The sequence below is a fragment of the Microbacterium sp. TNHR37B genome, from assembly GCF_001620065.1.
Taxonomy (GTDB): Bacteria; Actinomycetota; Actinomycetes; order Actinomycetales; family Microbacteriaceae; genus Microbacterium.
Window position 1 is genome coordinate 496,052 of record NZ_LQGV01000001.1, and the last position, 24,835, is coordinate 520,886.

General features: G+C 70.0%; 20 protein-coding genes. 3 read left to right on the top strand and 17 right to left on the bottom strand.

Annotated elements, in window-relative coordinates:
* Nucleotides 1-5: 5 nt before the first annotated feature.
* From AVP41_RS02400 to lepA, 12 genes are all read right to left on the bottom strand, one after another.
* Complete coding sequence (locus AVP41_RS02400; RefSeq protein ID WP_067160233.1) at nt 6-947, bottom strand: quinone oxidoreductase family protein; 942 nt, start codon at nt 945-947, stop codon at nt 6-8.
* 1 nt (nt 948) lies between these two features.
* The gene (gene era / locus AVP41_RS02405; RefSeq protein WP_067160236.1) at nt 949-1,857 is read right to left on the bottom strand and encodes a GTPase Era; all 909 of its coding nucleotides are present in this window, start codon (nt 1,855-1,857) and stop codon (nt 949-951) included.
* Complete coding sequence (locus tag AVP41_RS02410; protein WP_067160239.1) at nt 1,854-3,176, bottom strand: hemolysin family protein; 1,323 nt, start codon at nt 3,174-3,176, stop codon at nt 1,854-1,856. The genes era and AVP41_RS02410 overlap by 4 nt, the downstream gene beginning before the upstream one ends.
* A complete protein-coding gene (gene ybeY, locus AVP41_RS02415) occupies nt 3,173-3,640 on the bottom strand; it encodes an rRNA maturation RNase YbeY (protein WP_067160242.1) in 468 nt (155 codons plus the stop codon). Before ybeY ends, AVP41_RS02410 begins: the two co-directional genes overlap by 4 nt.
* Nucleotides 3,637-4,683: a PhoH family protein gene (locus AVP41_RS02420; RefSeq protein WP_082829079.1), complete on the bottom strand. Its 1,047-nt coding sequence runs from the start codon at nt 4,681-4,683 to the stop codon at nt 3,637-3,639. Before AVP41_RS02420 ends, ybeY begins: the two co-directional genes overlap by 4 nt.
* Nucleotides 4,684-4,729: 46 nt before the next feature.
* A complete protein-coding gene (locus AVP41_RS02425) occupies nt 4,730-5,077 on the bottom strand; it encodes an HIT domain-containing protein (protein ID WP_067160248.1) in 348 nt (115 codons plus the stop codon).
* Between the two features lie 41 nt (nt 5,078-5,118).
* Entirely contained in the window at nt 5,119-5,850 is a 732-nt protein-coding gene (locus AVP41_RS02430) for a 16S rRNA (uracil(1498)-N(3))-methyltransferase (RefSeq protein WP_067160251.1), read from the bottom strand.
* Nucleotides 5,851-5,853: 3 nt separating this feature from the next.
* On the bottom strand, nt 5,854-6,966 hold the full coding sequence (gene dnaJ / locus AVP41_RS02435) for a molecular chaperone DnaJ (RefSeq protein ID WP_067160254.1): 1,113 nt from the start codon (nt 6,964-6,966) through the stop codon (nt 5,854-5,856).
* Between the two features lie 45 nt (nt 6,967-7,011).
* A complete protein-coding gene (gene hrcA, locus AVP41_RS02440) occupies nt 7,012-8,049 on the bottom strand; it encodes a heat-inducible transcriptional repressor HrcA (RefSeq protein WP_067160257.1) in 1,038 nt (345 codons plus the stop codon).
* A gap of 76 nt (nt 8,050-8,125) precedes the next feature.
* Nucleotides 8,126-9,343: a radical SAM family heme chaperone HemW gene (gene hemW / locus AVP41_RS02445; protein ID WP_067160260.1), complete on the bottom strand. Its 1,218-nt coding sequence runs from the start codon at nt 9,341-9,343 to the stop codon at nt 8,126-8,128.
* Nucleotides 9,343-9,993 carry a DUF1990 family protein gene (locus AVP41_RS02450; protein WP_067160263.1) on the bottom strand — a complete coding sequence of 217 codons (651 nt, stop codon included), beginning with the start codon at nt 9,991-9,993 and terminating at the stop codon, nt 9,343-9,345. Before AVP41_RS02450 ends, hemW begins: the two co-directional genes overlap by 1 nt.
* A gap of 29 nt (nt 9,994-10,022) precedes the next feature.
* Nucleotides 10,023-11,873 carry a translation elongation factor 4 gene (lepA, locus tag AVP41_RS02455; RefSeq protein ID WP_067160266.1) on the bottom strand — a complete coding sequence of 617 codons (1,851 nt, stop codon included), beginning with the start codon at nt 11,871-11,873 and terminating at the stop codon, nt 10,023-10,025.
* A gap of 286 nt (nt 11,874-12,159) precedes the next feature.
* Between lepA and AVP41_RS02460 the strand changes: the two genes are divergently transcribed.
* Nucleotides 12,160-16,863: an ExeM/NucH family extracellular endonuclease gene (locus AVP41_RS02460; RefSeq protein WP_067162707.1), complete on the top strand. Its 4,704-nt coding sequence runs from the start codon at nt 12,160-12,162 to the stop codon at nt 16,861-16,863.
* Nucleotides 16,864-16,941: 78 nt separating this feature from the next.
* The gene (locus AVP41_RS02465; RefSeq protein WP_082828983.1) at nt 16,942-17,772 is read left to right on the top strand and encodes an alpha/beta fold hydrolase; all 831 of its coding nucleotides are present in this window, start codon (nt 16,942-16,944) and stop codon (nt 17,770-17,772) included.
* Here AVP41_RS02465 and AVP41_RS02470 read toward each other — a convergent pair.
* Together AVP41_RS02470 and AVP41_RS02475 are read right to left on the bottom strand one after the other, a co-directional pair.
* On the bottom strand, nt 17,716-19,002 hold the full coding sequence (locus tag AVP41_RS02470; protein WP_331709378.1) for an MFS transporter: 1,287 nt from the start codon (nt 19,000-19,002) through the stop codon (nt 17,716-17,718). The two genes, AVP41_RS02465 and AVP41_RS02470, sit on opposite strands and share 57 nt — an antisense overlap.
* On the bottom strand, nt 18,942-20,321 hold the full coding sequence (locus tag AVP41_RS02475) for a GH1 family beta-glucosidase (protein WP_067160272.1): 1,380 nt from the start codon (nt 20,319-20,321) through the stop codon (nt 18,942-18,944). The genes AVP41_RS02470 and AVP41_RS02475 overlap by 61 nt, the downstream gene beginning before the upstream one ends.
* Nucleotides 20,322-20,557: 236 nt before the next feature.
* On the opposite strand from AVP41_RS02475, the gene rpsT reads away from it, so the two are divergent.
* Complete coding sequence (gene rpsT, locus AVP41_RS02480; protein ID WP_067160275.1) at nt 20,558-20,818, top strand: 30S ribosomal protein S20; 261 nt, start codon at nt 20,558-20,560, stop codon at nt 20,816-20,818.
* Nucleotides 20,819-20,899: 81 nt separating this feature from the next.
* On the opposite strand, the gene holA is transcribed toward rpsT, so the two are convergent.
* The 3 genes from holA to AVP41_RS02495 are packed head-to-tail and all read right to left on the bottom strand — an operon-like array spanning nt 20,900 to nt 24,834.
* Entirely contained in the window at nt 20,900-21,934 is a 1,035-nt protein-coding gene (gene holA / locus AVP41_RS02485; RefSeq protein WP_067160279.1) for a DNA polymerase III subunit delta, read from the bottom strand.
* A 9-nt stretch (nt 21,935-21,943) separates the two neighbouring features.
* A complete protein-coding gene (locus AVP41_RS02490) occupies nt 21,944-24,253 on the bottom strand; it encodes a ComEC/Rec2 family competence protein (RefSeq protein ID WP_067160282.1) in 2,310 nt (769 codons plus the stop codon).
* Nucleotides 24,250-24,834, bottom strand: a complete 585-nt coding sequence (locus AVP41_RS02495; RefSeq protein WP_067160287.1) for a helix-hairpin-helix domain-containing protein — start codon at nt 24,832-24,834, stop codon at nt 24,250-24,252. The genes AVP41_RS02490 and AVP41_RS02495 overlap by 4 nt, the downstream gene beginning before the upstream one ends.
* Nucleotide 24,835 lies beyond the last annotated feature (1 nt).

Consider the following 24,835-nt stretch of genomic DNA (forward strand, 5'->3'; position numbering starts at 1 on the left):
TGCTCTCAGGTCAGGAGCGCGATCTTTCCTCCGGGATGCCCGGTCGCGAGCTCGCGGAGGGCTTCTGGCGCCGCGGCGAGCGGATAGGTCCGCGCAACGGGCACGATGAGCGCACCGGAGGCGGCGAGGTCGACGAGCCCGCCGCGAGCGGCGTCGCGGAATCGTGCGCTATCGGGAAGGGCGCCGGCGATCCACCGCAACCCGTCGGCGTGCGCCCGGTCCGGAGCCGCGATGGTGACGATGCGGCGGCGGTCGTGGACGAGTGTCTCGGAGACCTCGACGGCCTCGTCGGTTCCGACGGCGTCCAAGGCGGCGGCGAAGGGTGCCTCTCCGGCGAGGTCGCGCAGGCGAGCCAGGAGGCCGTCCCCGTAGGCGACGGCCTCTGCGCCGAAGCGTGTCACCCGGTCGAAGGAGGCCGGAGACGCCGTGCCGATGACCCGCAGCCCCTGTCGTCGGGCCAGCTGGACGACGGCGACGCCCACCGCCCCGGATGCTCCGTGCAGGAGGATCGTCTCGCCTCGGGATGCCTCGACGACCGCGAGCATCTCCGCGGCGGTCGTGCCGGCGAGGAGGAGATTGGCGGCCTCGGCGTGCGAGAGGGCTCCGGGCTTTCGCAGGACCTTCTGCGACGCCACGGTGATCTCGGTGGCGTATCCGCCCTGTACACGGAAGGCCAGGACCTCGTCGCCCACGGTGGCAGGCTCGCCCGAAGCGAGAACCGCGCCGTCTCCGACAGCGACGAGCTCCCCCGAGACCTCGTATCCGATCGGCACAGGGAAGGTCACTCCGCGGCGCGGATGCAGCACGTGCTTGACGTCGGCCGGATTGACGCCGGCCGCGCGCACGCGGATGGTCACCTCACCGGGCGCGGGCGGAGCCGGATCCACCGCCTCGAACGTCCACGTCTCGGGGCCTCCGGGTCGGTGGGCGATCCATTGCCGGGCCACCTCAGAACCCCAGCCGTCCCAGGTGTTTCGGGTCCCGCTGCCATTCCTTGGCGACACGCACGTGGAGTTTCAGGAAGACCTTGGTTCCGACGAGCGGCTCGATCTGCGCTCGCGCGCGGGCGCCCACGTCGCGGAGGCGGGAACCCCGGTGACCGATGATGATGGCCTTCTGGCTGTCGCGCTCGACCACGACGTTGGCGAAGACATCGGTGAGCTCCCCCTCCTCGCGTCGGGAGATCTCCTCGATGGTGACCGCGATCGAGTGCGGCAGTTCGTCACGCACGCCTTCCAGAGCCGCCTCGCGGATGATCTCGGCGATCCGATCCTCGAGCGACTCGTCGGTCACGACGTCATCCGGGTAGAGGGCCGGTCCTTCCGGCAGAAGGCGCAGGACCTCGTCGGCGAGTACATCCAGCTGAACGTCGGTGACCGCGGAGAGCGGGATGACGGCTGCCCAGTCCTCGCGCAGGCTGTCCACCTCCATGAGACGCTCGGTCACCTCGTCGCGGCCGGCCACATCGACCTTCGTGACGATCGCAACTTTTGCGGCCCGTGGATACCCGTCGAGGGAGGCAGCGATGCGTCGGTCACCCGGACCCACCTTCTCGGTGGCGGGGACCAGGAAGCCGATCACGTCGACGTCGCCCAGGACCTGTTCGACCAGATCGTTGAGCCGCTGCCCGAGAAGAGTGCGGGGCTTGTGGATGCCCGGCGTGTCGACGATGACGATCTGCCCGCCCGGGCGCGTCAGGATCCCCCGGATGGCCCGGCGCGTGGTCTGCGGCTTGTCCGAGGTGATCGCGACCTTCTCGCCCACGAGAGCGTTCGTCAGTGTCGACTTGCCGACGTTCGGGCGCCCGACGAACGTGACGAAGCCGGAACGGAACGGGGTGGCGGGCGGCGTGCTCACGAGTCCTCCTGAGCGGGTTCGGTGTCTCCGGCGTCACGCGCGGACGCCTTCTGAAGTGCCTCGAGGGCGGGGCTGCGCTCGACGAAGACCGTGGCCAGTCCCCGCCCTCGCCCGAGGGATGTTCCGCCGGTGATGAGGAGACCGTCGTGCTCTGCGGTGGACCCCGGTAGCGGCACGCGCCCCAGCAGCTTGCCGAGGAGCCCGCCGATGGAGTCGACATCGTCGTCTTCCAGGTCGATGCCGAACAGCTCCCCGACCTCGTCCAGCCCGAGACGCGTGCTGACGCGGTAGCGCCCGTCGCCCAGATCGACCACTTCGGACGAGCGCGGGTCGTACTCGTCGGCGATCTCGCCGACGAGCTCCTCGATGAGGTCCTCCAGCGTCACCAGGCCTGACACTCCCCCGTACTCGTCGACGACGAGGCAGACGTGCACCGCGTCACGCTTCATCTGCTGGAGCAGGGTCTCCGCCTTCATCGACTCCGGCACGAAGACGGCCGGACGGGCGATACGGCTCACGGGAGCCTGGCGCCAGGCGGTCTCGTCGCGATAGGCGAAATGCACCAAATCCTTGAGGTACACGACGCCGACGATGTCGTCTGCGTCGTCGTCGGCGACGGGGATGCGCGAGACGCCCTTGTCGAGGAAGAGCTGCATCGCCTCCTGCGTCGTCGCGGCCGCGTCCATGGTCACCATGTCGGTGCGCGGCACCATGACCGCGCGCACGAACGTATCGGTGAACTCGAACACCGAGTGGATGAGGTCGCGGTCATCCTCCTCGATCAGGTCTTGCGAGGCGGCCTCGTCGACCATGCTCAGCAGCTGCTCCTCCGACGCGAACGACGTGCCGCGCGCGACACCGGGTGTGACGCGGTTGCCGACGATGACCAGGAGGTGGGCAAGCGGCCCGAGGAGGATGCGCGCGGCGCGGACGATCGGAGCGAAGCCGCGCAGCATGCCCTTGGCATGTTGGCGTCCGAAGCTTCGGGGGCTGGCTCCCACGAGCACGAACGACACCGCGCTCATGAGGACGGCCGCAGCCAGCATCGCCCACCAGATGTTGTCGAACAGGAGCGTGAAGGCGGCGGTCACGAGCACGGCCGCGGTGGTCTCGGCCAGGATGCGGATGAAGACCACGGCGTTGCCGTGTGCCTCGGGGTCGGCCGCGATGCGCTGGAGCGCCGATCCGTTGCGTCCCGTCAGGGAGAGCTCGGCGATATCGAGCCGGGAGGTGACGCCGAGGGCGGCATCGAGTGCCGCCATGAGCCCGCCGAGACCGACCAGCAGGACGGCGGCGACGAGAAGCAGCGCCTCCGTCATGCGCGTCGTCGACGCTCGGAGGCGTGGAACGCGGCAATCAGCTCACGCTGGAGTCCGAACATCTCACGCTCCTCCTCCGGCTCGGCATGGTCGAAGCCCAGGAGGTGGAGGAGGCCGTGGGTGGTCAACAGGATCAGCTCATCGAGAGTCGTGTGTCCCGCCGCCTCGGCCTGCGTCTCGGCGACCTGTGGGCAGAGCACGATGTCTCCCAGGAGGCCGGCGGGCGTCGGCTGTTCCTCCGTGCCGGGGCGCAGTTCGTCCATGGGAAAGCTCAGGACGTCCGTCGGCCCGGGCTCGTCCATCCACTGCACATGGAGGGCCTCCATCGCGCCCTCGTCGACCAGGAGGATGGCGACGTCGGCGTCGGGGCTGACGTGGAGCTCCGCGAGGTTGTTCTCCATCAGCCGCAGAAGGACGGTCTCGTCCACGGCGGCACCGGACTCGTTGGTGATCTCGATCGTCATGAGCGTCCTCGCGGGGGGAAGTGGTCGCGCGGTCCCTTTGCGCGGCGGGGGTCACGGGGGTCGTGGGCCTTGCGGCGCTCGGCCCGGTTGGCGAACTCGGCCGCCTCCTCGCGTTCGCGACGCGAGGCGAGTCGCTGCTCGTCGTACTCGGTGTACGCATCGACGATCCGGCCGACCAGCGTGTGACGGACGACGTCGTCGCTCGTGAGGTAGCTGAAGTGGATGTCGTCGATGTCCTTCAGGACGCGAGTGACCAGACGCAGCCCCGACGCGCCCTGCGGGAGGTCGATCTGGGTGATGTCGCCGGTGACGACCATGCGGGTTCCGAAGCCGAGGCGGGTGAGGAACATCTTCATCTGCTCGGGGGTCGTGTTCTGGGCCTCGTCGAGCACGACGAACGAATCGTTGAGCGTGCGTCCGCGCATGTAGGCGAGAGGGGCGACCTCGATGGTGCCGGACGCCATGAGCTTGGGAACCAGCTCCGGATCGAGCATCTCGTTGAGCGCGTCGTAGAGCGGGCGCAGGTACGGATCGATCTTGTCGGTGAGACTGCCCGGGAGGAACCCGAGCCGTTCGCCCGCTTCGATCGCCGGCCTGCTCAGGATGATCCGGCTGACCTCTTTGCGCTGGAGGGCCTGGACGGCCTTCGCCATGGCGAGGTAGGTCTTTCCGGTGCCGGCGGGGCCGATGCCGAAGACGATCGTGTTCTCCTCGATCGCGTCGACGTACGCCTTCTGCCCGAGCGTCTTCGGCCGGATGACACGACCGCGCGAACTGAGGATCGGCTCGCCGAGCACTTCGGACGGACGCGTTGCCGTATCGGCCCGCATCATGCGGCTGGAGGCGCTGACGTCGGCGGGGTCGAGACCCTGCCCGGCACGCGCCATGGCGATGAGCTCCTCGACGAGCGCGCGGGCGGCCGCCACGTCGTCGGCCGCGCCGGAGAGGGTGATCTCGTTCCCACGCACGTGGACGAGGACGTCGGGGTGTTCCCGCTCGACGACGCGCAGCAGCCGATCCTGCGGGCCGAGCAGCTGCACCATGGCGACGCCGTCGGCGTGGATCTGCGCGACGGTCGGTTCGGGGGCGTCAGCCACCGAGGCTCCCTTCGTCGAGGTCGCCCGCCAACACGTGTGCGTGGACGTGGAAGACGGTCTGCCCCGCGGCCGGGCCGGTGTTGAAGATGAGGCGGAAGTCCCCGCCGGCGTGTTCGCTCGCGAGCGAGTTCGCCAACCCGATCATCTCGGCGAGGAGCGCCGGATCGCCCGCCGCCAGCTCCACCACGTTGCGGTACTCCGCCGACTTGGGGATCACCAGGAGATGGACGGGAGCCTGCGGGGCGATGTCACGGATGGCGAAGGCGTTCTCGGTCTCGGCGATGATCTCCGACGGGACCTCACCCTCGAGGATGCGCGTGAAGATCGACGGCTCACTCATGCTCACGAGTCTATCCGCGGTGGCGCGAGCGGAGGAGGCGCTCACCAGCGGCCGAGTCGTCCGTTCAGCAGAGCGAGGGCTGCGGGGCCTGCGGTCGAGGTACGCAGGATGGTCGATCCGAGCCGCACGAGCGTGGCCCCCGCCTCGTCCAGTCGCTGCAGCTCGTCGGGTGCGATGCCCCCCTCGGGGCCTACGACGAGCACGATGTCCTCCGCAGCGGCGGGCCCCCACGCGCTGAGCGCCGTCTGCGCGGTGGGCTCGAGCACCAGTGCCGCCGGAGCGAGCGAGAGGAGCTCGACCGTCGAGAGGGGTGCCTCCACGCGCGGCACCCATGCGCGATGGGCCTGCTTGGCCGCTTCGCGGACGATGGACTGCCACCGTGCGACGCCGCGGTCGCGCTTGGCGGCCTCCCACCGGGAGACGCTTCGGGCGGCCTGCCACGGGATGATCCGGTCGACGCCGAGCTCGGTCGCCGCCTGGATGGCGAGCTCGTCGCGGTCTCCCTTGGCCAGCGCCTGCACCAGGGTGACGCGGGGCGCCGGGCGTTCCTCATGGCGGACCGAGCGCACGCGCACCGAGACCTCGCGTGCGGACGCCGTCTCCACGACCGCCTCGACCCACGAACCGGCGCCCTCCCCGAGGGTGACCTCTTCCCCGGGGCGAACGCGACGCACCGTCGCCGCGTGGTGCGCCTCGGCTCCCCCGAATGTCACGACGTCGCCCGTCGCGGCTGTCGAGAGATCCCGGTCGTCGAGGAGGAAATGCAGTGCCACGGATCAGCCGTTGCGGAAGCGGTCGCGCAGCTTCGAGAAGAGCCCCTGATGGAACTCCGCCAGCCGCGGCCCGGGGGCCTTGGTCTTCTTGGCGAACTCCTCGATCAGGGCTCGTTCGCGTGCATCCAGGCGTGTCGGTGTGACCACGTGGATACCGACGCGGAGGTCGCCGCGCTGACCGCCGCGCAACGGCGTGATCCCTCGTCCCCGCGTCGTCAGGACCTCGCCCGACTGTGCTCCGGGCTTGATCTCGAGCTCGACGGGACCGTCCAGCGATTCGATCGTCGTCGTGGTTCCGAGGATGGCGTCGGGCATGGACACCTCGAGCGTCGCCAACAGGTCGTCGCCCTCCCGGCTGAACACCTCGTGAGGCGTGACGGTGACCTCCAGATAGAGGTCGCCGTTGGGTCCTCCCGCGGGACCCACTTCGCCCGATCCGGGCAACTGCAGACGGAGGCCGGTCTCGACGCCGGCGGGGATGTCGACCGAGACGGTGCGACGCGCGCGGACGCGTCCCTGGCCGGCGCACGTCCCGCACGGGTAGGGAATCGTGGTGCCGTACCCCTGGCAGGTCGTGCAGGGCTGGGAGGTGACGACGTTGCCGAGGAGGCTCCGTACCGTCCGCTGGACCTGACCCGAACCATGGCAGATGTCGCACGTGACCGGCTGGGTGCCCGGCTGGCAGCACGACCCCTGGCAGGTCTCGCACAGCACGGCGGTGTCGACCTCCACGTCGCGGTGGGCGCCGAAGACGACGTCGCCGAGATCGAGGGTCACGCGCACGAGGGCGTCCTGACCGCGCTCGCGCCGCGAGCGGGGGCGTCCGGCCCGGGCTCCCCCGCCGCCGAAGAACGCCTCGAACACGTCGCCGAACCCGCCGAATCCCCCGGCGCCCCCGCCGAACGGGTTGTTGTCACCGCCGAGGTCATACCGCTGGCGTTGCTCAGGGTCGCTCAGCACGTCGTAGGCGTGCGTGACGAGCTTGAACTTCTCCGCCGCGTCCTCGCCCGGATTGACGTCGGGGTGGAGCTCGCGCGCCAAGCGACGGTACGCCTTCTTGATCTCGTCGGGCGTCGCCTCTCGCGACACTCCGAGCACCTCGTAGTGGTCAGCCACAATCGCCTTTCCCGCCGCTCAGGGCGCGGTCTGCCGTCGACGGCGTCACCGGGACTTCTCGTCCTCGTCCAACAGCCGGCTCAGATAGTGCGCGACGGCGCGGACCGCCGCGAGGTTGGTGGGGTAGTCCATGCGCGTGGGTCCGAGCAGACCCACCCGCGCACGGGTTCCGGTCGCGTCGTAGTCGCCCGCGATGACGGAGGCTTCGGGAAGCCCGAAGGGCTCGTTCTCCCGCCCGATGCTCGCCGCGAGACCCTGCTCGTCGGCGACCATCTCGCCCATGAGACGGAGGAGCGTCACCTGCTCCTCGATCGCCTCCAAGAGCGGGTAGATACTGCCTCGGAAATCGGATTCCCGTCGCGCCAGCGTCGCGCTCCCGGCCATGACGAGCCGGTCCTGGCGGAACTCCTCGAGCTCTTCCGCCACGATGCCGGCGACGGTGTGCACCGCACGATCGATGCGGGTGGCGCCGGCCGGTCGCGAGAGGAACTCGCTGAGCGCCTGGGTGCCGTCCCGGACGCTCCGCCCCGTGACGAGGTCGGCGATGGCGACCTTGACCCGGGCGACCTCCGCCTCGTCGAGCTCTTCGGCGAGGAAAGCGAGGCGCTGGGACACACGGCCGGTGTCGGTCACGACGATGACGACGATCCGAGTCGCGCCCAAGTGGACGAACTCGACGTGGGAGACATTGGCGCGGGCGAACGACGGATACTGGACGATCGCCACCTGCCCGGTCAGCTGCGTCAGCGATCGGACGGTGCGCACGAGCAGGTCGTCGAGATCGACGGTGCCGTCGAGGAACGACGAGATGGCCGCGCGCTGCGCGGACGTGAGCGGACGGAGCTCGGCGAGGTGGTCGACGAAGACCCGGTAGCCCTTGTCGGTGGGGACCCGTCCGGAGGACGTATGGGGAGCCACGATCAGCTCCTCGTCCTCCAGCAGCGCCATGTCGTTGCGGATGGTCGCGGCGGAGACGCCGAACTGATGGCGATCGACGATCGATTTACTCCCCACCGGCTCGTGGGTGTCGACGTAGTCCTGGACGATGGCGCGGAGGACCTGGAGACCGCGTTCCGAAACCATGACCCCTCCTCGCTGGCACTCCCGACGTGTGAGTGCCAATTCTAGCGCGCGCAGCCCCGATCGTCGGTCGCCGGGCTCATGAGGTGAGGGCGCGCACGACAGCGTCGGCCAGTAGCCGACCACGCAGGGTCAGCACGATGCGACCGCGCACCGCCGCCGCCCCGTCGACCAGGCCGTCGGCGATGAGCCCGGCGACGGCGGGACGCGACGGTGCCGCGAGCTCGTCGATCGGGAAGCCCTCGGCGATGCGGGTGCGCAGGAGCACGCTCTCCAGCTCGCGAGACTCCTCGTCCGGGCGCTCCCGCCCTGCGGCCGGCGACTGTCCCGCGGCGAGCCGCTGCGCGTAGGCGGCGGGGTGCTTGACGTTCCACCAGCGCAGGCCCGCGATGTGGCTGTGCGCACCGGGTCCGTAGCCCCACCAGTCGTCCCCTCGCCAGTACGCGAGATTGTGCCGCGACCGATCGTCCGGCCGACGTGCCCAGTTCGACACCTCGTACCAGGTGTACCCCGCCCCGGCCAGTGCCGTGTCGGCCGCCTCGTACATCGCCGCCTGCAGATCGTCATCGGGCTCCGCGACCTCGCCTCGGCGGATCTGCCGCGCGAGTTTGGTTCCCTCTTCGATGATGAGCGCATAGGCCGAGACATGATCGGGCGACAGCGCGATCGCGGTGTCCAGAGACTGCTGCCAGTCGGCTTCGCTCTCCCCCGGCGCTCCGTAGATGAGATCGAGGCTCACGGCGAGTCCCGCCTCCCGGGCCGCGTGGACAGCAGCGGCGACGTTCGCGGGATCGTGGGTGCGATCGAGCGCGGCGAGGACGTGCGCAACGGCGGACTGCATGCCGATCGAGACCCGCGTGACGCCCGCCTCGGCGAGCCGGTCCGCCACCGCCTGATCAAGGGTGTCGGGGTTCGCCTCCACCGTGATCTCAGCCTGGGGGGTGAGGCCGAAGGACGATCGGACTCCGTCGAGCATCCGGGCGAGGTCACCGGGGGGAAGGAGGGTAGGGGTGCCGCCCCCGAAGAAGACCGTGGAAGCGGGGCGGAGTGCCCCGCGCGCCGACAGCACGCCGACGGACAGGTCGATCTCGCGTCTCACCTCGTCGGCGTAGGTGTCCTGACGCGCGCCGCGCAGCTCGGTGGCCGTGTAGGTGTTGAAGTCGCAGTACCCGCACCGGACCCGGCAGAAAGGGACGTGCAGGTAGACGCTGAAGGGTGTGCCGGGATCGGCCGCCAGATCATCGGGCAGAGCGCCGTCGGAGGGAGCGGGGTCGCCGAGGGGAAGTGCGGATCCCATCAGCTCGGTGAGGCGAACAACGGCGAGACCGCGCGCAGGTATCCCTGGAACAGTTCTCGGCGTCGGCGACGCACGAGCGGTGGGAGGAGCCGGTAGACCGCGGCGACGGGGCGGTCGAAGGCGCGCACCGTGAACCACACCTCGTCGTTGTCGCGCCAGTCGACGGCGAACGACTCCTCGCCGCTGACGACGGAGCCGTCGACCGTTCCGAGGGCGTATCCCACGCGCCGCGGTTCCTCGGTGACGGAGATCACCCGCAACTGCGCGTCGGCCCGAAGGCCTTTGACCCGGCCGTGCACGCGGATCGTCGTGCCGGCGCCGACGTAGGGCGTGCCGTCCGCGTCGAAGCGCTGGTCCGCCTCCAGCCGGCTCGGGGCCACCGGGGCCCCTTCGGCATCGAAACTGACTCCCGAATACATGGGTCCCGATGCGGGGCGGACGTCGCTGACCCGCAAGCCGGCTCCGCGCAACGGTGCCCAGGACAGCAGGGTGTCCGCCGACGTCGTGAACCGCGCTTCGCCGCTGCCGATGCGCCAGCTCGCTTCGGCGGGGATGCTCTTCTCGGGCGGATAGCCCATCAGGTCGGCGGCCTGGGTGGCCCCGACAGCGGCGTAGTCCACCGTGCCTTCCTGGAAGCTCCCGCGACGCATTCGACCACCCTATCCTCGCTGTGTATCGCCTACTTCTTGTCCTTGCCTTCGACGTCACCGGACAGGGCGGCGATGAACGCCTCCTGCGGAACCTCGACCCGGCCGACCATCTTCATGCGCTTCTTGCCCTCCTTCTGCTTCTCGAGGAGCTTGCGCTTGCGGGTGATGTCACCGCCGTAGCACTTGGCCAGCACGTCCTTGCGGATGGCGCGGATGTTCTCACGCGCGATGATCCGTGCGCCGATCGCGGCTTGGATGGGCACTTCGAACTGTTGCCGGGGAATCAGCTTGCGCAGCCGCTCGGTCATCATCGTGCCGTAGGAGTACGCCTTCTCGCGGTGGACGATCGAGCTGAAGGCATCGACCTTCTCGCCCTGCAGCAGGATGTCGACCTTGACGAGGTCCGCGGTCTGCGAGCCTGCCGGCTCGTAGTCCAAGCTCGCGTATCCCTGCGTCCGCGACTTGAGCTGATCGAAGAAATCGAAGACGATCTCGCCGAGAGGCATGTTGTAGCGGAGCTCGACGCGGTCTTCGCTGAGGTAATCCATGCCCAGGAGAGTGCCGCGTCGCGACTGGCAGAGCTCCATCACGGTGCCGACGTAGTCCTTCGGAAGGAGGATGCCGACCTTCACGACCGGTTCGGACACCGAGGCCACGCGCCCGTCGGGGTACTCGCTGGGGTTGGTGACCGTCACCGTCTCCCCCGTGTCGGTGGTGACCTCGTACGTCACCGACGGAGCTGTCGTGATGAGGTCCAGGCCGAACTCGCGCGACAGGCGCTCGGTGATGATCTCGAGGTGCAGGAGGCCCAGGAAACCGCACCGGAAACCGAATCCGAGCGCCACGGAGGTCTCCGGCTCGTACTGCAGCGACGCATCGGAGAGCTTCAGCTTGTCGAGGGCCTCGCGAAGGTCGGCGTAGTCGCTGCCATCGATCGGATAGATGCCCGAGAACACCATGGGCTTCGGGTCGGTGTAGCCGGAGAGTGGCACCGTCGCGGGCTTGCGATGGTTGGTGACGGTGTCGCCGACCTTGGACTGACGCACATCCTTCACGCCGGTGATGAGGTAGCCGACCTCTCCGATCCCGAGCCCCTTGGTCGGTACGGGCTCCGGGCTGGAGACACCGATCTCGAGCAGCTCGTGGGTGGCCTTGCTCGACATCATCTGGATGCGCTCGCGCGGCTCGAGCTTCCCGTCGACCATCCGGACGTAGGTCACGACCCCGCGGTACGAGTCGTAGACGGAGTCGAAGATCATTGCTCGCGCCGGGGCGGTGGGATCTCCCGTGGGAGCCGGAATGCGCTCGACGATCCGGTCGAGGAGCTCCTCCACGCCGTGCCCGGTCTTGCCACTCACCCGGAGAACATCGTCGGGGTCGCCACCGATGAGCCCGGCGAGCTCGGCCGCGAACTTCTCGGGGTCGGCGGCGGGGAGGTCGATCTTGTTGAGCACCGGGATGATGTGGAGGTCGTTCTCCAACGCCAGATAGAGGTTGGCGAGGGTCTGCGCCTCGATGCCCTGCGCCGCATCGACGAGCAGGATCGCTCCTTCGCAGGCCGCGAGACTGCGCGAGACCTCGTAGGTGAAGTCGACGTGTCCGGGCGTGTCGATCATGTTGAGCGCGAAGGTGGCATCTCCCGAGGCCCACGGCATGCGTACGGCCTGGGACTTGATGGTGATCCCTCGCTCGCGCTCGATGTCCATCCGATCGAGGTACTGCGCCCGCATGTCGCGGTCGGAGACGACGCCGGTGATCTGCAGCATGCGGTCGGCAAGCGTCGACTTCCCGTGATCGATGTGGGCGATGATGCAGAAGTTGCGGATCAGCTCTGGAGGGGTCGCAGACGGCTCGAGAGGCTTCAGGGCGCGCGGTGACATGTCCCGAGCAGTCTACCGGCGAACCGCACCGCCGACCGCGGGCACGACGTCGGTGCGCCGGACCCTACCCGAGCACCATCGGGACACGCCAGCAAACGGGTACATGAGAAAGAGTTAACCGATTTGACACTTGTCGCGGGCTGCGAACCCCAACAATGCTCAGTTTGGCGGCCGATGGCTGCGCGATCCTCCTCCCGCGCGCGGACCGCCTCCAGGAGACGTCGTGACGCACGCAGCACTCAGCCCGCACGCCCATCGTCCCGCTCGCCGAGGGGTCGCCGTCGTGATGACGGCAGCCTTGTCGCTGGCTGGGCTCGCCCTCGCCCCCACCGCCGCCCAGGCGGCTGTCGGGCCTGATGCCCCGGTGGTGATCTCCGAGGTCTACGGGGGTGGCGGCAACAACGGAGCCGCTTTCAACCGGGACTTCGTGGAACTGGTCAACACGTCAGCCGACGCGGTCGACCTCGACGGGTGGAGCATCCAGTACGCGTCCGCGACCGGGTCGTCATGGCAGGTGACGCCCCTCGCCGGTGTGAACGTCCCCGCGGGGCAGAACCTGCTCGTCGGCCAGGCGTTCGGGGAGAACCGGTCGCTGCCGTCGTTCGAGGCGGACGTCGAGGGCTCGATCCCGATGAGCGGGAGCCAGGGCAAGGTCGCGCTGGTCTCCTCCACCACCGCGCTGTCCGGCGCGACCGGCATCGCCGCGCGTGACGACGTGATCGACCTCGTGGGCTGGGGCGGTGCGACTCACTTCGCAGGATCGGCGCCGGCTCCTGCCACGACGAACGCGACGAGCATCGCGCGGATCGATGGCGCCGCCAACACCGCCGACAACGCGGCTGACTTCCGGACCGGGGCTCCGACGCCGGAGGGCCTGGACTCCGACGGTCCCTCGCCATCGCCCAGCCCGACAGCGACTCCCTCGCCGACCCCCACGGAGACCCCGAGTGAGCCGGAGCCGGTGCCGACGTTGAGCATCGCCGAGATCCAGGGCGAGGGTGACACCTCCCCCGTCGCCGGCACCACCGTGACGACGACGGGCGTCGTGACGGCGCACTATCCGACCGGGGGCTACGACGGCTATGTCGTGCAGACGCCGGGGACCGGGGGCGAGCTCGACCTCACCACGCACACGGCCTCCGATGCGGTCTTCGTCTACGCCCCCGGTGCCACCGGCGAGGTGGCACTCGGTGACACGGTGGAAATCACCGGCGTCGTGTCGGAGTGGAACGGGCTGACCGAGATCACGGTCGCCCCCGGCGACGCGCGCGTGGTCGCCGATGCCGAAGCGCCCGTCCCCGCGTCGGTCACGTGGCCCACGAGCGCGGCGCAGCGTGAGGCCCTCGAGTCCATGCTGATCGCACCGACCGGAGACTTCACGGTCAGCAACACCTACGCGACCAACCAATACGGCGAAGTGGGCCTCGCCTCCGGGACCACTCCCCTGCGTCAGCCCACCGACGTCGCCCGCCCCGGCAGCGACGAGGCGGCAGCGGTCGCCGAGGACAATGCGGCGCGCGGCGTCGTCCTCGACGATGGCACGAGCATCAACTACCTCTCCTCGGCGAACTCGTCACTGACCCCGGCGTACGTCTCCCTCGCCGAGCCGATCGTCGTCGGGGCATCGGTCACCTTCACGGAGCCGGTGATCGTCGATTACCGCAACAACACGTGGAAGCTCAATCCCACCGAGCCTCTGGCCGGCGACGGGTCCGGCTCCGACGGCGTCGTGTTCGAGGATCCCCGCACGTCGGCACCTGCCGCGGTGGGCGGCGACGTCACCGTCGCGTCGTTCAACGTCCTCAACTACTTCACGACGCTCGGTACGGAGAACGCGTCGTGCGTGCCCTACCGCGATCGCTTCGGCGACGGTGTCACGGTGCGCGAGGGATGCGCCCAGCGCGGGGCGTGGGACGCCGACGACCTGCAGCGCCAGCAGGACAAGATCGTCACCGCGATCAACGCGCTCGACGCCGACGTGGTCGGTCTCATGGAGATCGAGAACTCGGCGGCCCTGGGCGAAGAGACCGACGAGGCCACCGCGACGCTCGTCACTGCGCTCAACGCGGCCGCGGGCGAGGAGCGGTGGGCATTCGTCCCGTCCTCGAGCGAGCTTCCTCCGGCCAGCGAGCAGGACGTCATCACCAACGCGATCATCTACCAGCGTGCCGCGGTGGCGCCGGTGGGCGCCTCCCGTGCCCTCGGGGATCAGAGTGGCGCGGGCCAGGCCTTCGTCAACGCCCGTGAGCCCATCGGCCAGGTGTTCGAGCCGGTCGATGGCGGGGCGCCGCTCCTGTTCGTCGTGAACCACTTCAAGTCGAAGAGCTCGGTGGGCCCCTGGCCCGGCGACGTCGACGCCGGCGACGGTCAGGGCGAGTCGAACGAGTCCCGGGTCCGCCAGGCCACGGCGCTGCGCGACTGGGTCGGCGAGATCCAGGGAGACGTCTCGGCTGTTGCGCTGGTCGGCGACTTCAACTCGTACGGCAAGGAAGACCCGCTGCAGGTGCTGTACGACGCCGGTTACACCGACGCCGCCACGCACTTCGACGTCGACTCCTCGTCCTACGTCTTCTCCGGCCTGTCCGGGTCGCTGGATCACGTGCTGCTCAACGAGGCGGCGCTGGGGCGCGCGTCGGGTGCCGATGTGTGGAACATCAACTCGGGAGAGTCCGTCGCGCTCGAGTACAGCCGCTTCCGCAGCCACGGGACGGAGTTCTACGCGGACGACGTGTACCGCTCCAGCGACCACGACCCGGTGATCGTAGGCCTGTCCGCCGAGCAGTCGGACACGGAGCTGACGCTCCTCGGCATCAACGACTTCCACGGCCGGATCGACAACAACACGGTCGCCTTCGCCGGAACGGTGGAGGAGCTGCGGGCACAGGCGAACGGGCCCACGCTGTTCCTGTCCGCCGGTGACAACATCGGGGCCTCGCTCTTCGCCTCCTCGGTGGCTCAGGACCGTCCCACCATCGATGTGCTGAACGCGCTCGGCCTCCAGGCCTCGGCCGTCGGAAACCATGAGTTCGACCGCGGCTGGGACGACCTGGCCGGGCGGGTGACCGACGCCTCCGAGTATCCGCAGCTGGGAGCCAACGTGTATCTGGCCGGCACGGACACCCCGGCGCTTCCGGAGTACGCCCTGCTCGATGCCGGGGGCCTGACGGTCGGGGTCATCGGTGCCGTCACCGAGGAGACACCTACCCTCGTCTCCCCCGCCGGGATCGAGGCGCTGGAGTTCGGAGACCCGATCGAAGCGGTCAACCGGGTCGCTGCCCAACTCTCCGACGGCGACACCGCCAATGGGGAGGCCGACGTGATCGTCGCGCTGTACCACGAGGGCGCCGGGGCGGGAACGCCCGACGGGTCCACCCTCGATGAGGAGCGCGCGGCGGGCGGGCCGTTCGCCGCTCTCGTCTCGGATACCTCCCCCGAGGTCGACGCCATCTTCACGGGCCACACGCACAAGGAGTACGCGTGGTCGGCGCCCATCCCCGGCACCGACCGCACGCGTCCCGTCGTCCAGACGGGCTCCTACGGAACGAACATCGGTCAGATCGTCCTGACGGTGGACGGGGAGAGCGGCAACGTCGCTGCGCACACCGAGCAGCTCGTGAAGCGCACCACCACTGCGGCGGCAGACCTCATCGCCACCTACCCGCGCGTCGCGGAGGTCGACGCGATCGTGAAGGACGCGCTCGCGGCGGCCGCCGAGATCGGGAACACGGCCGTCGGAGAGGTGTCCGGCGACATCACCACTGCGTTCGCGGGGGGATCGTTCGTCGACGGCGTGTGGACCGGCGGAACGCGCGACGACCGGGCGTCGGAGTCGGCGCTCGGCAACACGGTGGCCAACATGCTCCGCGACTCGCTGTCGACACTGCCGCAGGGCGCGCAGATCGGCGTCACGAACCCCGGCGGCCTCCGCGCAGACCTGTGGGACACGCAGGCGGAGTTCGGGGCGACGGCGATCCCGGGAATGGCGGACGGGACGGTCTCCTTCTCGCAGGCGAACGCGGTGCTGCCCTTCAACAACACGCTCGCGCTGGTGAGCCTGACGGGTGAGCAGTTCACGACGCTGCTCGAACAGCAGTGGCAGCGGGCGGCCGACGGTTCTGTCCCCCAGCGGCCGTACCTGCAGCTGGGGCTCTCCGACAACGTCGCCTACACCTATGACGCGGACCGTCCGGAGGGCGACCGCATCACGTCGGTGACAATTGACGGCGAGCCGCTCGATCCGCAGGCCGAGTACCGCATCGGCACCTTCTCCTTCCTGGCGACCGGTGGAGACAACTTCCGCATCTTCACCGAGGGAATGAACTACGTCGACACCGGTCTCCTCGACTACGAGGCGTGGATGGACTACATCGCGGACAACTCGCCGCTTGCGCCGGACTATGCCAAGCACGCGGTGGAGGTGACCGGGGTGCCGGAGACGGTGACAGCCGGTGAGGAGATCTCTTTGGAGGTCAGCGGGCTGAACATGACCAGCCGTGGTGCCCCGGAGAACACCTCTCTGAGTGTCGCTCTCGGTGACGCCGCCCTCGGCGAGAGTGCCGTGGCGGGCGGCAGCGCGACCGTCTCGGTCACGGTGCCGGCGGGACAGGCGGCGGGGCAGGCGGTGCTCACCCTGACCGTGTCGCCATCGGGCACCGTGGTGCGCGTCCCGATCACGATCGAGGCCGGAGTGACAGCGCAGGAGACGTCGACGACGCTCGTTCCCGTTCTGCCGCTCCACATCAACCGGTTCCTGCCGACGACGCTCGTCGCCCTGGTCGGCCAGGCGGAGGGGACGCCGGAGGGCACCGTCGAGTTCCGCGAGGGGACGACGGTCGTCGGAACCGCGACCGTGCGACGGGGAGTGGCCACCTTCACTCTCGGGAAGCTCAGTCGCGGCACGCACACCTTCACGGCGGTGTATGTACCGAAGGACCCGAGCGTGTCGGCCGGGTCGACCAGCAACGCCGCGAAGGTCGTCGTCCTCTTCTGACGATCGATGGCGGGAGGGCGGAGCACGGTCACGGTCGGCGCTCCGCCCTTCGTCGTTGGCGCGATCTAGGCTGAACCCATGGCCCCCCTGGCTGATGCGGCGTCTCCGGCTCCTCCCCCGGACGGGGGCAGGGGCGCGGTGCAGGTGGTCCTCGTGCACGGGATTCGCACGTCGGCGACCATGTGGCGGGCGCAGATCGCGCACCTGCGCCATCGCGGGGTCGCCGCGGTCGCGGTGGACCTTCCCGGACACGGCACACGGATGAACGAGCTGTTCACCCTCGAAGGAGCAATGCGGACGATCGGCGACGCGGTCAGCGATGCGGCGGATCGTGGCCCCGTCGTCCTCGTCGGGCATTCGATGGGGGGTCTCCTCTCCATTGCATTCATGGGCACGGAGCCGGCGCCGCCCGTCTCCGCGTTCATCGCCGCCTCGTGCACCGCGATACCGCGGGGGGTCGGATTGGCGACCTACCGTGCCCTCGCGCGCGGATTCGACCGCCTCCCGGGACGGGGCCAGCGCATCGCCGACTGGGTGCTCGATCGCACGCTCCCCGAGGAGACACGTCCCGACTTCGGCGCCGGCGGATACGCCTACGACGCACAGGACGTCGCGCTGAAGAGCCTGTCGGTGCTCGACCTGCTCGCAGCCCTGCGCCGCATCCACGTGCCCACGTGGTTCATCAACGGACAGTACGACCAGTTGCGGGTGAGCGAGCGACTGTTCGTCTCGCTCGTGCCGGATGCCGAGCTGATCGTCGTCCCTCGCACCAGCCACCTGGTCACGGCGATGCGTCCCGGGGTCTTCAACGCCCTTCTCGACGTCGCGACGGCGACGGCGGCACGGTCGCCCTCAGCGAGCGGCGCGGTGTCGCACCCGGAGGGTCATCAGGCCGCCGACAGCCGATAGGACGGCGCCGACGAGGAAGAGGAGCCAGAACCCTCCCACCGCTGCCACGAGCCCGGCGCCCACGAGCGGCCCCACGAGTTGTCCCAGGCTGGCTGCGACGTTGACGAAGCCGAGGTCACGCGCGTGGTCGTCGGGAAACGGCAGAACCTCGGTCGCGAGGGCGAGCCCGACGGACATGTACGCGCCGTAGCCGATGCCGAGGAGCGCCGCCGCGACGAGCGCCGTCTCGAAGGCCGGGACCACCGCGAGGAGGAGAGAAGCCGCGGCCTGGACGAGCGCTGCGGCCACCGTGATGCCGATCCGTCGTCCGAAGCGGTCGGAGAGGCGGCCGCTGACGACCGAGGCGACCACGACGAAGAGGGTGTAGACGACGATGAGCAGGAGGAGATCGTCCTCGGCGTGAGTGGGGCCGCGATCGAGCCCGTAGAGGAGGAAGAACAGCAGCAGCCCCGTGCCGAGCGCGTTGCCGATGTTCACGACGAGGCGGCCCCCGAGGATCCACGCGAAGTCGCGATCGCGGAGGGCCGCGGTCCGGTCCCGGAGCGAGCGGACGCCGCGGGCCGCCCGCGTCGCCTCCTGCGCGGGCGGGTCGGGAAGGAGAAGCGCGGCACCGGTGCCGACTACGAGCAGGGTCACCGCGAGCACGAGATACCCGCTCCAGACGCTGAGGCCGCCGACGACGATGACGCCGACTCCGACCACGATCCCGAGGGCTTGCGCCGAGGAGACGGCCGCCGAGGCTACTCCCCGCTGGGTGTCGAGCTGATCGGCGATGAGCGCGGTGAAGGCGGCGGAGGCGACGGCGACACCGACCGAGACACCGACCCAGGCCGCCCCCACGCTCCACGCGTCCTCGGCGGAGGCGAGGACGACGAGAGAGGCCGACGAGACGAGGCTTCCCGCCACCGCCCAGGGGCGTCGTCGCCCGCGGCGGCCCCGCGTCCGGTCGGAGAGGCCGCCGGCGACCGGTCCCGCGACCACGCCCGCCAAGCCCCCGATGGCCAGGACCATCCCCGAGGAGACGACGCCGGAGATCCAGCCGCCGGCATCGTCGGGCGTGTCGAGCTGCAACGGGATCAGCAGCTGCAGCGGCGTGAGCTGCACCGTCCACAGGGCCAACCACGCCGCGGTGAAGAGCGCGAACCAGGTAGCGCCCACCCGCCGCGCGTTCATGCGCCCGCTCCTGCCTCGTGCTGCGCGCGGCTGGCGGCGATGCGGTCTCGGAACCAGGAGTAGGACGCTTTCGGGGTTCGGAGCGAGGTGTTGTGGTCGACATGAACGAGACCGAAGCGCTGAGTGAACCCGTCCGCCCATTCGAAGTTGTCCAGGAGAGACCAGACCGTGAACTCAGCGATGTCGAGTCCGTCGTTCCTTGCCGCTTCGACCGCATCGAGGTGTCGCGCGAGATAGTCGATGCGCTCGGCGTCGTGGATCGTGTGCGATGAGTGGTCGGGCTCGGGGAAGGACGCCCCGTTCTCGCCGATCACGATCGGTGGCAGCGCGTCGCCGTAGCGGTCCGCGAGTTGGCCGAGGACGGCGCGGAGCCCCTGGGGGTCGATCGGCCAGCCGAAGCCGGTCGTGGGCGCGCCCTCGATCGGGAGGATCTCGAACGGAATGGGACTGTCGGGCGCAGCGGCGCCGACACGGGTGGGGTTGTAGTAGTTGACGCCGTAGAAGTCGGACGGGCGCGAGATCAGGGCGAGGTCTCCGTCCTCGACGGGCAGGTCGGGAACGCCGAGCATCGAGAGATCGGGATACTCGCCTCGCAGGACGGGATCGGCGAACAGGCGATTGTGGAGGAGGTCGTAGACCTCGGCGGCGGCGAGATCTTCGTCCCGTGCCGACGCGGGGCGCACGGCGGTGTGGTTGTTGACGATCCCGACACGCCCGGAACCGGCGGAGCGGATCACCTGTTGCGCCAGGCCATGGGCCAGCAGCTGGTGGTGAGCGGTGGGGAGGGCGCCGAACAGAAGGGTCCGGGCGGGGGCCAGTTCGCCGATCGCATAGCCCTGCAGGGTCGTCGACACCGGCTCGTTGATCGTGTACCAGTCGGCGACGCGGTCTCCGAGCGCATCGACGACCGTCTGCACGTACTCGGCGAACGCGAAGGGCGTGCGCCGGTCGAGCCAGCCGCCGTGCTCCTCCAGCACGGAGGGAAGATCCCAGTGGTAGAGCGTGACGAACGGGGCCACTCCGGCGTCCAGGAGCGCGTCGACCATGCGGGAGTAACGGTCCAGGGCAGCTCTGTTCGCGGGCCGTCCGTGTTCGGGTCGCACACGCACCCACGAGAGCGAGAAGCGGTAGCGGTCGACGCCGAGCTCGACAGCCAAGGCGATGTCCTCCCGCCAGCGGTGCCAACTGTCCGGGCCGGGTTCTGCCGTCGAGCCGTCCAGGACGGCGCCGGGCATCTCGACGAAGTCGTCCCAGATGCTGCGTCCTCGACCATCCGCATGTCGCGCTCCCTCGATCTGAAAGGCAGCGGTGGCGACCGACCAGCGGAGCGGGGCGAGGCGGCGAGGACGACGCGAGCCGGGAGGATCGTCTGTCACGGGTTCTCCTTCGTTGGAGCGGCGCGCATGCGCCCGATGTCACGATCATGCCGGGTGCACGGGTGTTCCCGCACCTGCCGCGGATGATGTCGGTCGTCACGGGCGCGGGAGTGAAACCTGGTAGACTCGGCTTTTGGCTTGCGTGTGGGCTTCTCCCTCACACGACCGTCGCGAGACAGCCCTCTTCTGTCGCGTGACACATCCATCGAAAACTCCGAACGAAAGAACCGTCGAACGTGGCGAACATCAAGTCGCAGATCAAGCGCAACAAGACCAACGAGAAGGCCCGCGAGCGCAACAAGGCCGTCAAGAGCGAGCTCCGCACCGAGGTGCGCCGCACCCGCGAGGCCGTGGCAGCCGGCGACAAGGCCGCTGCCGAGCAGGCACTCGCCAAGGCGTCCAAGAAGCTCGACAAGGCCGTGAGCAAGGGCGTCATCCACGAGAACCAGGCAGCGAACCGCAAGTCGGCCATCGCCAAGCAGGTCGCCGCGCTCTGAGCCATCTCCTGCAAAAGGCCCGCCCTCGACGAGTGGCGGGCCTTTTCCGTGCGCCGTGCCGTGTCTGAGACGGGAGCGCGGTCAATCGCCGAAGGGCGCCCGCGTGGCGATCACGGTGACGAGCCGTTCGACAGCGAACACCGGATCCCGGGAGGCGCCTTTCACCTCGGCATCGGCCCGCGCAGCAGCTTGAATCGCCATCCCGAGGGACCTCTCGTTCCAGCCGGACAGATCGCGACGCGCGCGGTCGACCTGCCAGTCCTTCATCCCGAGACGCGACGCCAAGGCCCCAGCGGGCTCTCGGGAGCCTGCCACGCGCGCCATCGTGCGCAGCTTCGAGGCGATCGCCGCAACGAGGGGAACCGGGTCGGCTCCGCTGGCGAGTGCGTGGCGCAGGGCGATGAGAGCGTCGCCGTACCGGCCAGCGATCGCGGTATCGGCCACGGTGAAGGCCGTGGTTTCCACACGGCCTCCGTAGTATCGCTCGACTGTCTCGACGGCGATGTCACCGGGGACATCGGCGATCAGCTGCTGACATGCGGCGGCGAGTTCGGTCAGGTCGTCGGCGAACGCGCTGACGAGGGCGCGCAGCGCCGCAGGGGCGATGCGCTTACGCGCCGTCTGGAACTCGCCAGCGGCGAAATCGAAGCGGTCGGAATCTCGCTTGACCGCGGGGCAGGCGATCTCCACTCCCCCGCCCCGACCGGCGCGGATCGCGTCGAGGAGCTTCTTGCCGCGCACCGAGGCGCCGGTGTGCCGCAGCACGACGGTCGCGCCCTCCTGCGGTGACTCGAGGTATGCCAACGCTTCGGTGAGAAAGGCATCGGAACACTTCTCGACCCCCGCCACGCGCACGAGCCGAGGCTCGCCGAACAGCGACGGCGACGTCGTGGTGAGCAGCGTCCCCGCGGTGTAGTCGTCGGCGCGGACGTCGGACACTTCGAGGCTGTCGTCCTCGGCCCGCAGGAAGTCGCGGACTCCCGCGATCGCGCGCTCGGCGCAGACCTCTTCGGGCCCGGAGACGAGGACGATCGGAGCCGGCTGGGGTGCGCGCCAGGAGATCTGCGGGATGGCCGTGGCGGCGCGCCCTGCGGGTTTGCGGGAGGTGGTCGCCATTCCTTCAGCCTACCGAGCGCCATCGACACCCCGTTCGCCCCAGAGCTGGATATCGCTTCCGTCGCGCCACAGCGCGAGGGCCGCGGAACGGTCCGTGCGCAGGACGCGCGCGCCGAGATCCGTCATGAGATCGAGCGTCTCCTGTCGCGGGTGGCCGTACGTGTTCTCGCCGACGCTGAAGATCGCGACGCCCGCTCGGATCCGCTCGTAGAGCGGGGGTGCCTGATCGGCGCTTCCATGGTGGGCGACCTTGACGACGTCGTAGGGCGGCCGGACGCGGGCCGACAGCGCCTGCTGGGGCGTGGCGGAGAGATCGCCGAGCAGGATGGTCGAGGGCATCCGCCCACCCCGGATGTCGATCACCACACTCGCATCGTTCCCTTCGTAGCCGGCGGCGCCGGCGCGTGGCCACAGCACTTCCCAGACGGCGTCGCCCAGCGGGCCCGAGTCTCCCGCGACCGCTTGCTGCAGCCGCGCTCCCTCACTCGCGACCGCTGCCAGTGCGCGTGCCGCGTCGGCGTCGGGAACCGGGCCGTGGAGGAGGAGGTCGACGCGGCCGTGCAGGCCGGGCAGACCTCCGCGGTGATCCGCGTCGAAATGCGAGAGCACGAGCACATCCACGCGACCGACGCCGAAGCGATCGAGGCACCGGGTGAGGGCGTCGGGATCGGGCCCGGTGTCGACCAAGGCGATGCGTCCCGCGTCTCGGAGCAGGAGCGCGTCGCCCTGCCCGACGTCGCACGCGGCGACCGCCCACGAAGCTGGGGTTCGCCACCGTTCGACGACGGTCAGGATCGGGCCCACCGCGAGGACAACCCCAGCGACCGCCGCGAGGAAGAGCACCGCCGTGGACCGCACGGGGCCCCGGCGGATGGTCACCGCGATGACGAGCGCGCCACCGCAGAGGGTGAGTGCCGCGAGTCCTGGGAGCCCTTCCCACCACGCCACCGTCGCCTGGGGAAGGCCCGCGATCGTCGACGCCGTCGCGGCGATCCACGCGGCAGGTACCCACGCCAGGGCCGCAAGACCGTGCCCGATCACGGGCATCCCCGCGCACAGGCAGGCGAGGAGGCCGAGCACCGTGGCTGCCGGCGCCGCGGGGCCTGCGAGAAGGTTCGCGGCGACGCCGTAGAGGGGAATGGCGGGGGTGACGAGAATGAGCAGCGGCCCGCAGGCCAGCTGCGCTGCGGCGGGGACCGCCAGGGCGAGCGCGAGGGGCTCGGGCATCCAGCGCGTCAGGCCACGCGCGAGCGCGGGCGCCAGCAGAAGCAGCGCTGCGGTCGCCGCCGCGGAGAGCGCGAACCCGAGCGAGACGGCCAACCACGGGTCGGCGATCAGGCACACGATGACGGCGGCGCCGAGGACGGAGACTCCCATGGCCCGCCGTCCGACGAGCACCGCGATCATCGCGACCCCCGCCATGGCGGCAGCGCGGACGACACTGGGCTCGGGCGTCACCAGGAGGACGAACCCGCCGAGGGCCGCCGCCGAGAGGGCGATCCTGCCGCCGCGCGGGAGCCGCATCAGGGCGCCCATACCGAAGGCCGCGGCGGCGACGAGAGCGCAATTGGCGCCTGAGACAGCGGTGAGGTGGGACAGCGAGGACGTCTTCATCGCGTCGTCGAGCTCCGCGGTGACCAGCGACGTATCCCCGACGGCGAGGCCGGGAATGAGCTGCGCGCCGGGATCCGGCAACCCGGCGACCACGCGCAAGAGACCCCTTCGCAGCGAGGCAGCGGTGTCGAAGAGCCCCGCCGCGGGCCGGGTGATCTGCACCTCATCGTGCGCCGTGACGATGAGGACCTCGCGCCGAGCCGCCTCGGCGCGTTCCGCAGCGCCCGCCATAGCGACGGTGGCGCCGATCTGCAGGTCCTCTGGGTGAGCGGAGACGCGCACGACGACGGGCACCGTGAGGACGTGCGCGTCGTCGCCGATGCGGACGGAGTGGGTGATGGCGTCGAACGCCCATCCTCGTGCCCGGGGCTCGATCTTGCCGACCACGACCGCCTCGATGGTGACCGCTCTGCCGCCGTCGACGGGGAGTTGCGCGGCGGCTGCCCGGTCTGGCGCTGCGGCCGCCACCTGAGCGGCGACGGCGGTCGCCGCGGCGAAGGCGACGGCACAGAGCGCGACCACGGCGGAGACCGGGCGACCCCTGCGGTGGATGGCGACGGCGAGGGCGGCGAGGGCTGACCCCACCGCCACCGCGCCGATCACGGCCGAGACCTGCGGAGCAGCCACAGCGGCACCCGCTGTTGCCCATGCGGCCGCGGCGATCGGCAGCAGGCGAAGATCTCGCGGTGCGAGCGTGTCGTTCACACCGTCACCAGGTCCCGGAGGCCGGCCAGGAGACGTTCGCCAATGCCCGGGACGGCCAGGAGATCATCCACGCTGCTGAATCGACCGTTCTCCTCCCTCCAGGCGATGATCCGCGCCGCCAGCGCGGGCCCGATCCGGGGCAGCGCCTCCAGCGCGGTCGCGTCGGCGGTGTTGAGGTTCACGAGGGTGGGACCGACGGAGGTCGAGGGTGGCGGACTCTCCCCTTCGCGCGGGACGAGGAGCTGTTCGCCGTCGATCAGCTCCCGGGCGAGATTGACGCCCTGCCGGTCGGCGTCGCGGGTGAAGCCGCCCGCCGCACCGACGGCGTCGACCACACGGGATCCGGGATCCAGTCGGTACAGGCCGGGCTCCGCCACCGCACCGTCGACCTGGACATACAGCGGGGCGTCAGAGGCCGGCGTCGCTCCCGGTGTGGGCGCGAGGGACGAAAGATCCTCGACCGGGGACCCGGCGGTCCGCACCATCCCGATGACGACGGTCACCGCGAGGGCGACGATGACGAGCACGATCGCAGCGCCGACGCCGAGCCGGCGCGCTCCCCCGGCCTTCGTCCCGTCCATC

Excerpts from the sequence above, each read along its gene's own strand:
- AVP41_RS02410 (WP_067160239.1), bottom strand. The coding sequence starts at position 3,176 with ATGACGGAGGCGCTGCTTCTCGTCGCCGCCGTCCTGCTGGTCGGTCTC.
- ybeY (WP_067160242.1), bottom strand. The coding sequence starts at position 3,640 with ATGACGATCGAGATCACCAACGAGTCCGGTGCCGCCGTGGACGAGACC.
- AVP41_RS02420 (WP_082829079.1), bottom strand. The coding sequence starts at position 4,683 with ATGGTGCAGCTGCTCGGCCCGCAGGATCGGCTGCTGCGCGTCGTCGAG.
- AVP41_RS02425 (WP_067160248.1), bottom strand. The coding sequence starts at position 5,077 with ATGAGTGAGCCGTCGATCTTCACGCGCATCCTCGAGGGTGAGGTCCCG.
- hrcA (WP_067160257.1), bottom strand. The coding sequence starts at position 8,049 with ATGGTTTCGGAACGCGGTCTCCAGGTCCTCCGCGCCATCGTCCAGGAC.
- hemW (WP_067160260.1), bottom strand. The coding sequence starts at position 9,343 with ATGGGATCCGCACTTCCCCTCGGCGACCCCGCTCCCTCCGACGGCGCT.
- AVP41_RS02450 (WP_067160263.1), bottom strand. The coding sequence starts at position 9,993 with ATGCGTCGCGGGAGCTTCCAGGAAGGCACGGTGGACTACGCCGCTGTC.
- lepA (WP_067160266.1), bottom strand. The coding sequence starts at position 11,873 with ATGTCACCGCGCGCCCTGAAGCCTCTCGAGCCGTCTGCGACCCCTCCA.
- AVP41_RS02460 (WP_067162707.1), top strand. The coding sequence starts at position 12,160 with ATGACGGCAGCCTTGTCGCTGGCTGGGCTCGCCCTCGCCCCCACCGCC.
- AVP41_RS02465 (WP_082828983.1), top strand. The coding sequence starts at position 16,942 with ATGGCCCCCCTGGCTGATGCGGCGTCTCCGGCTCCTCCCCCGGACGGG.
- holA (WP_067160279.1), bottom strand. The coding sequence starts at position 21,934 with ATGGCGACCACCTCCCGCAAACCCGCAGGGCGCGCCGCCACGGCCATC.
- AVP41_RS02495 (WP_067160287.1), bottom strand. The coding sequence starts at position 24,834 with ATGGACGGGACGAAGGCCGGGGGAGCGCGCCGGCTCGGCGTCGGCGCT.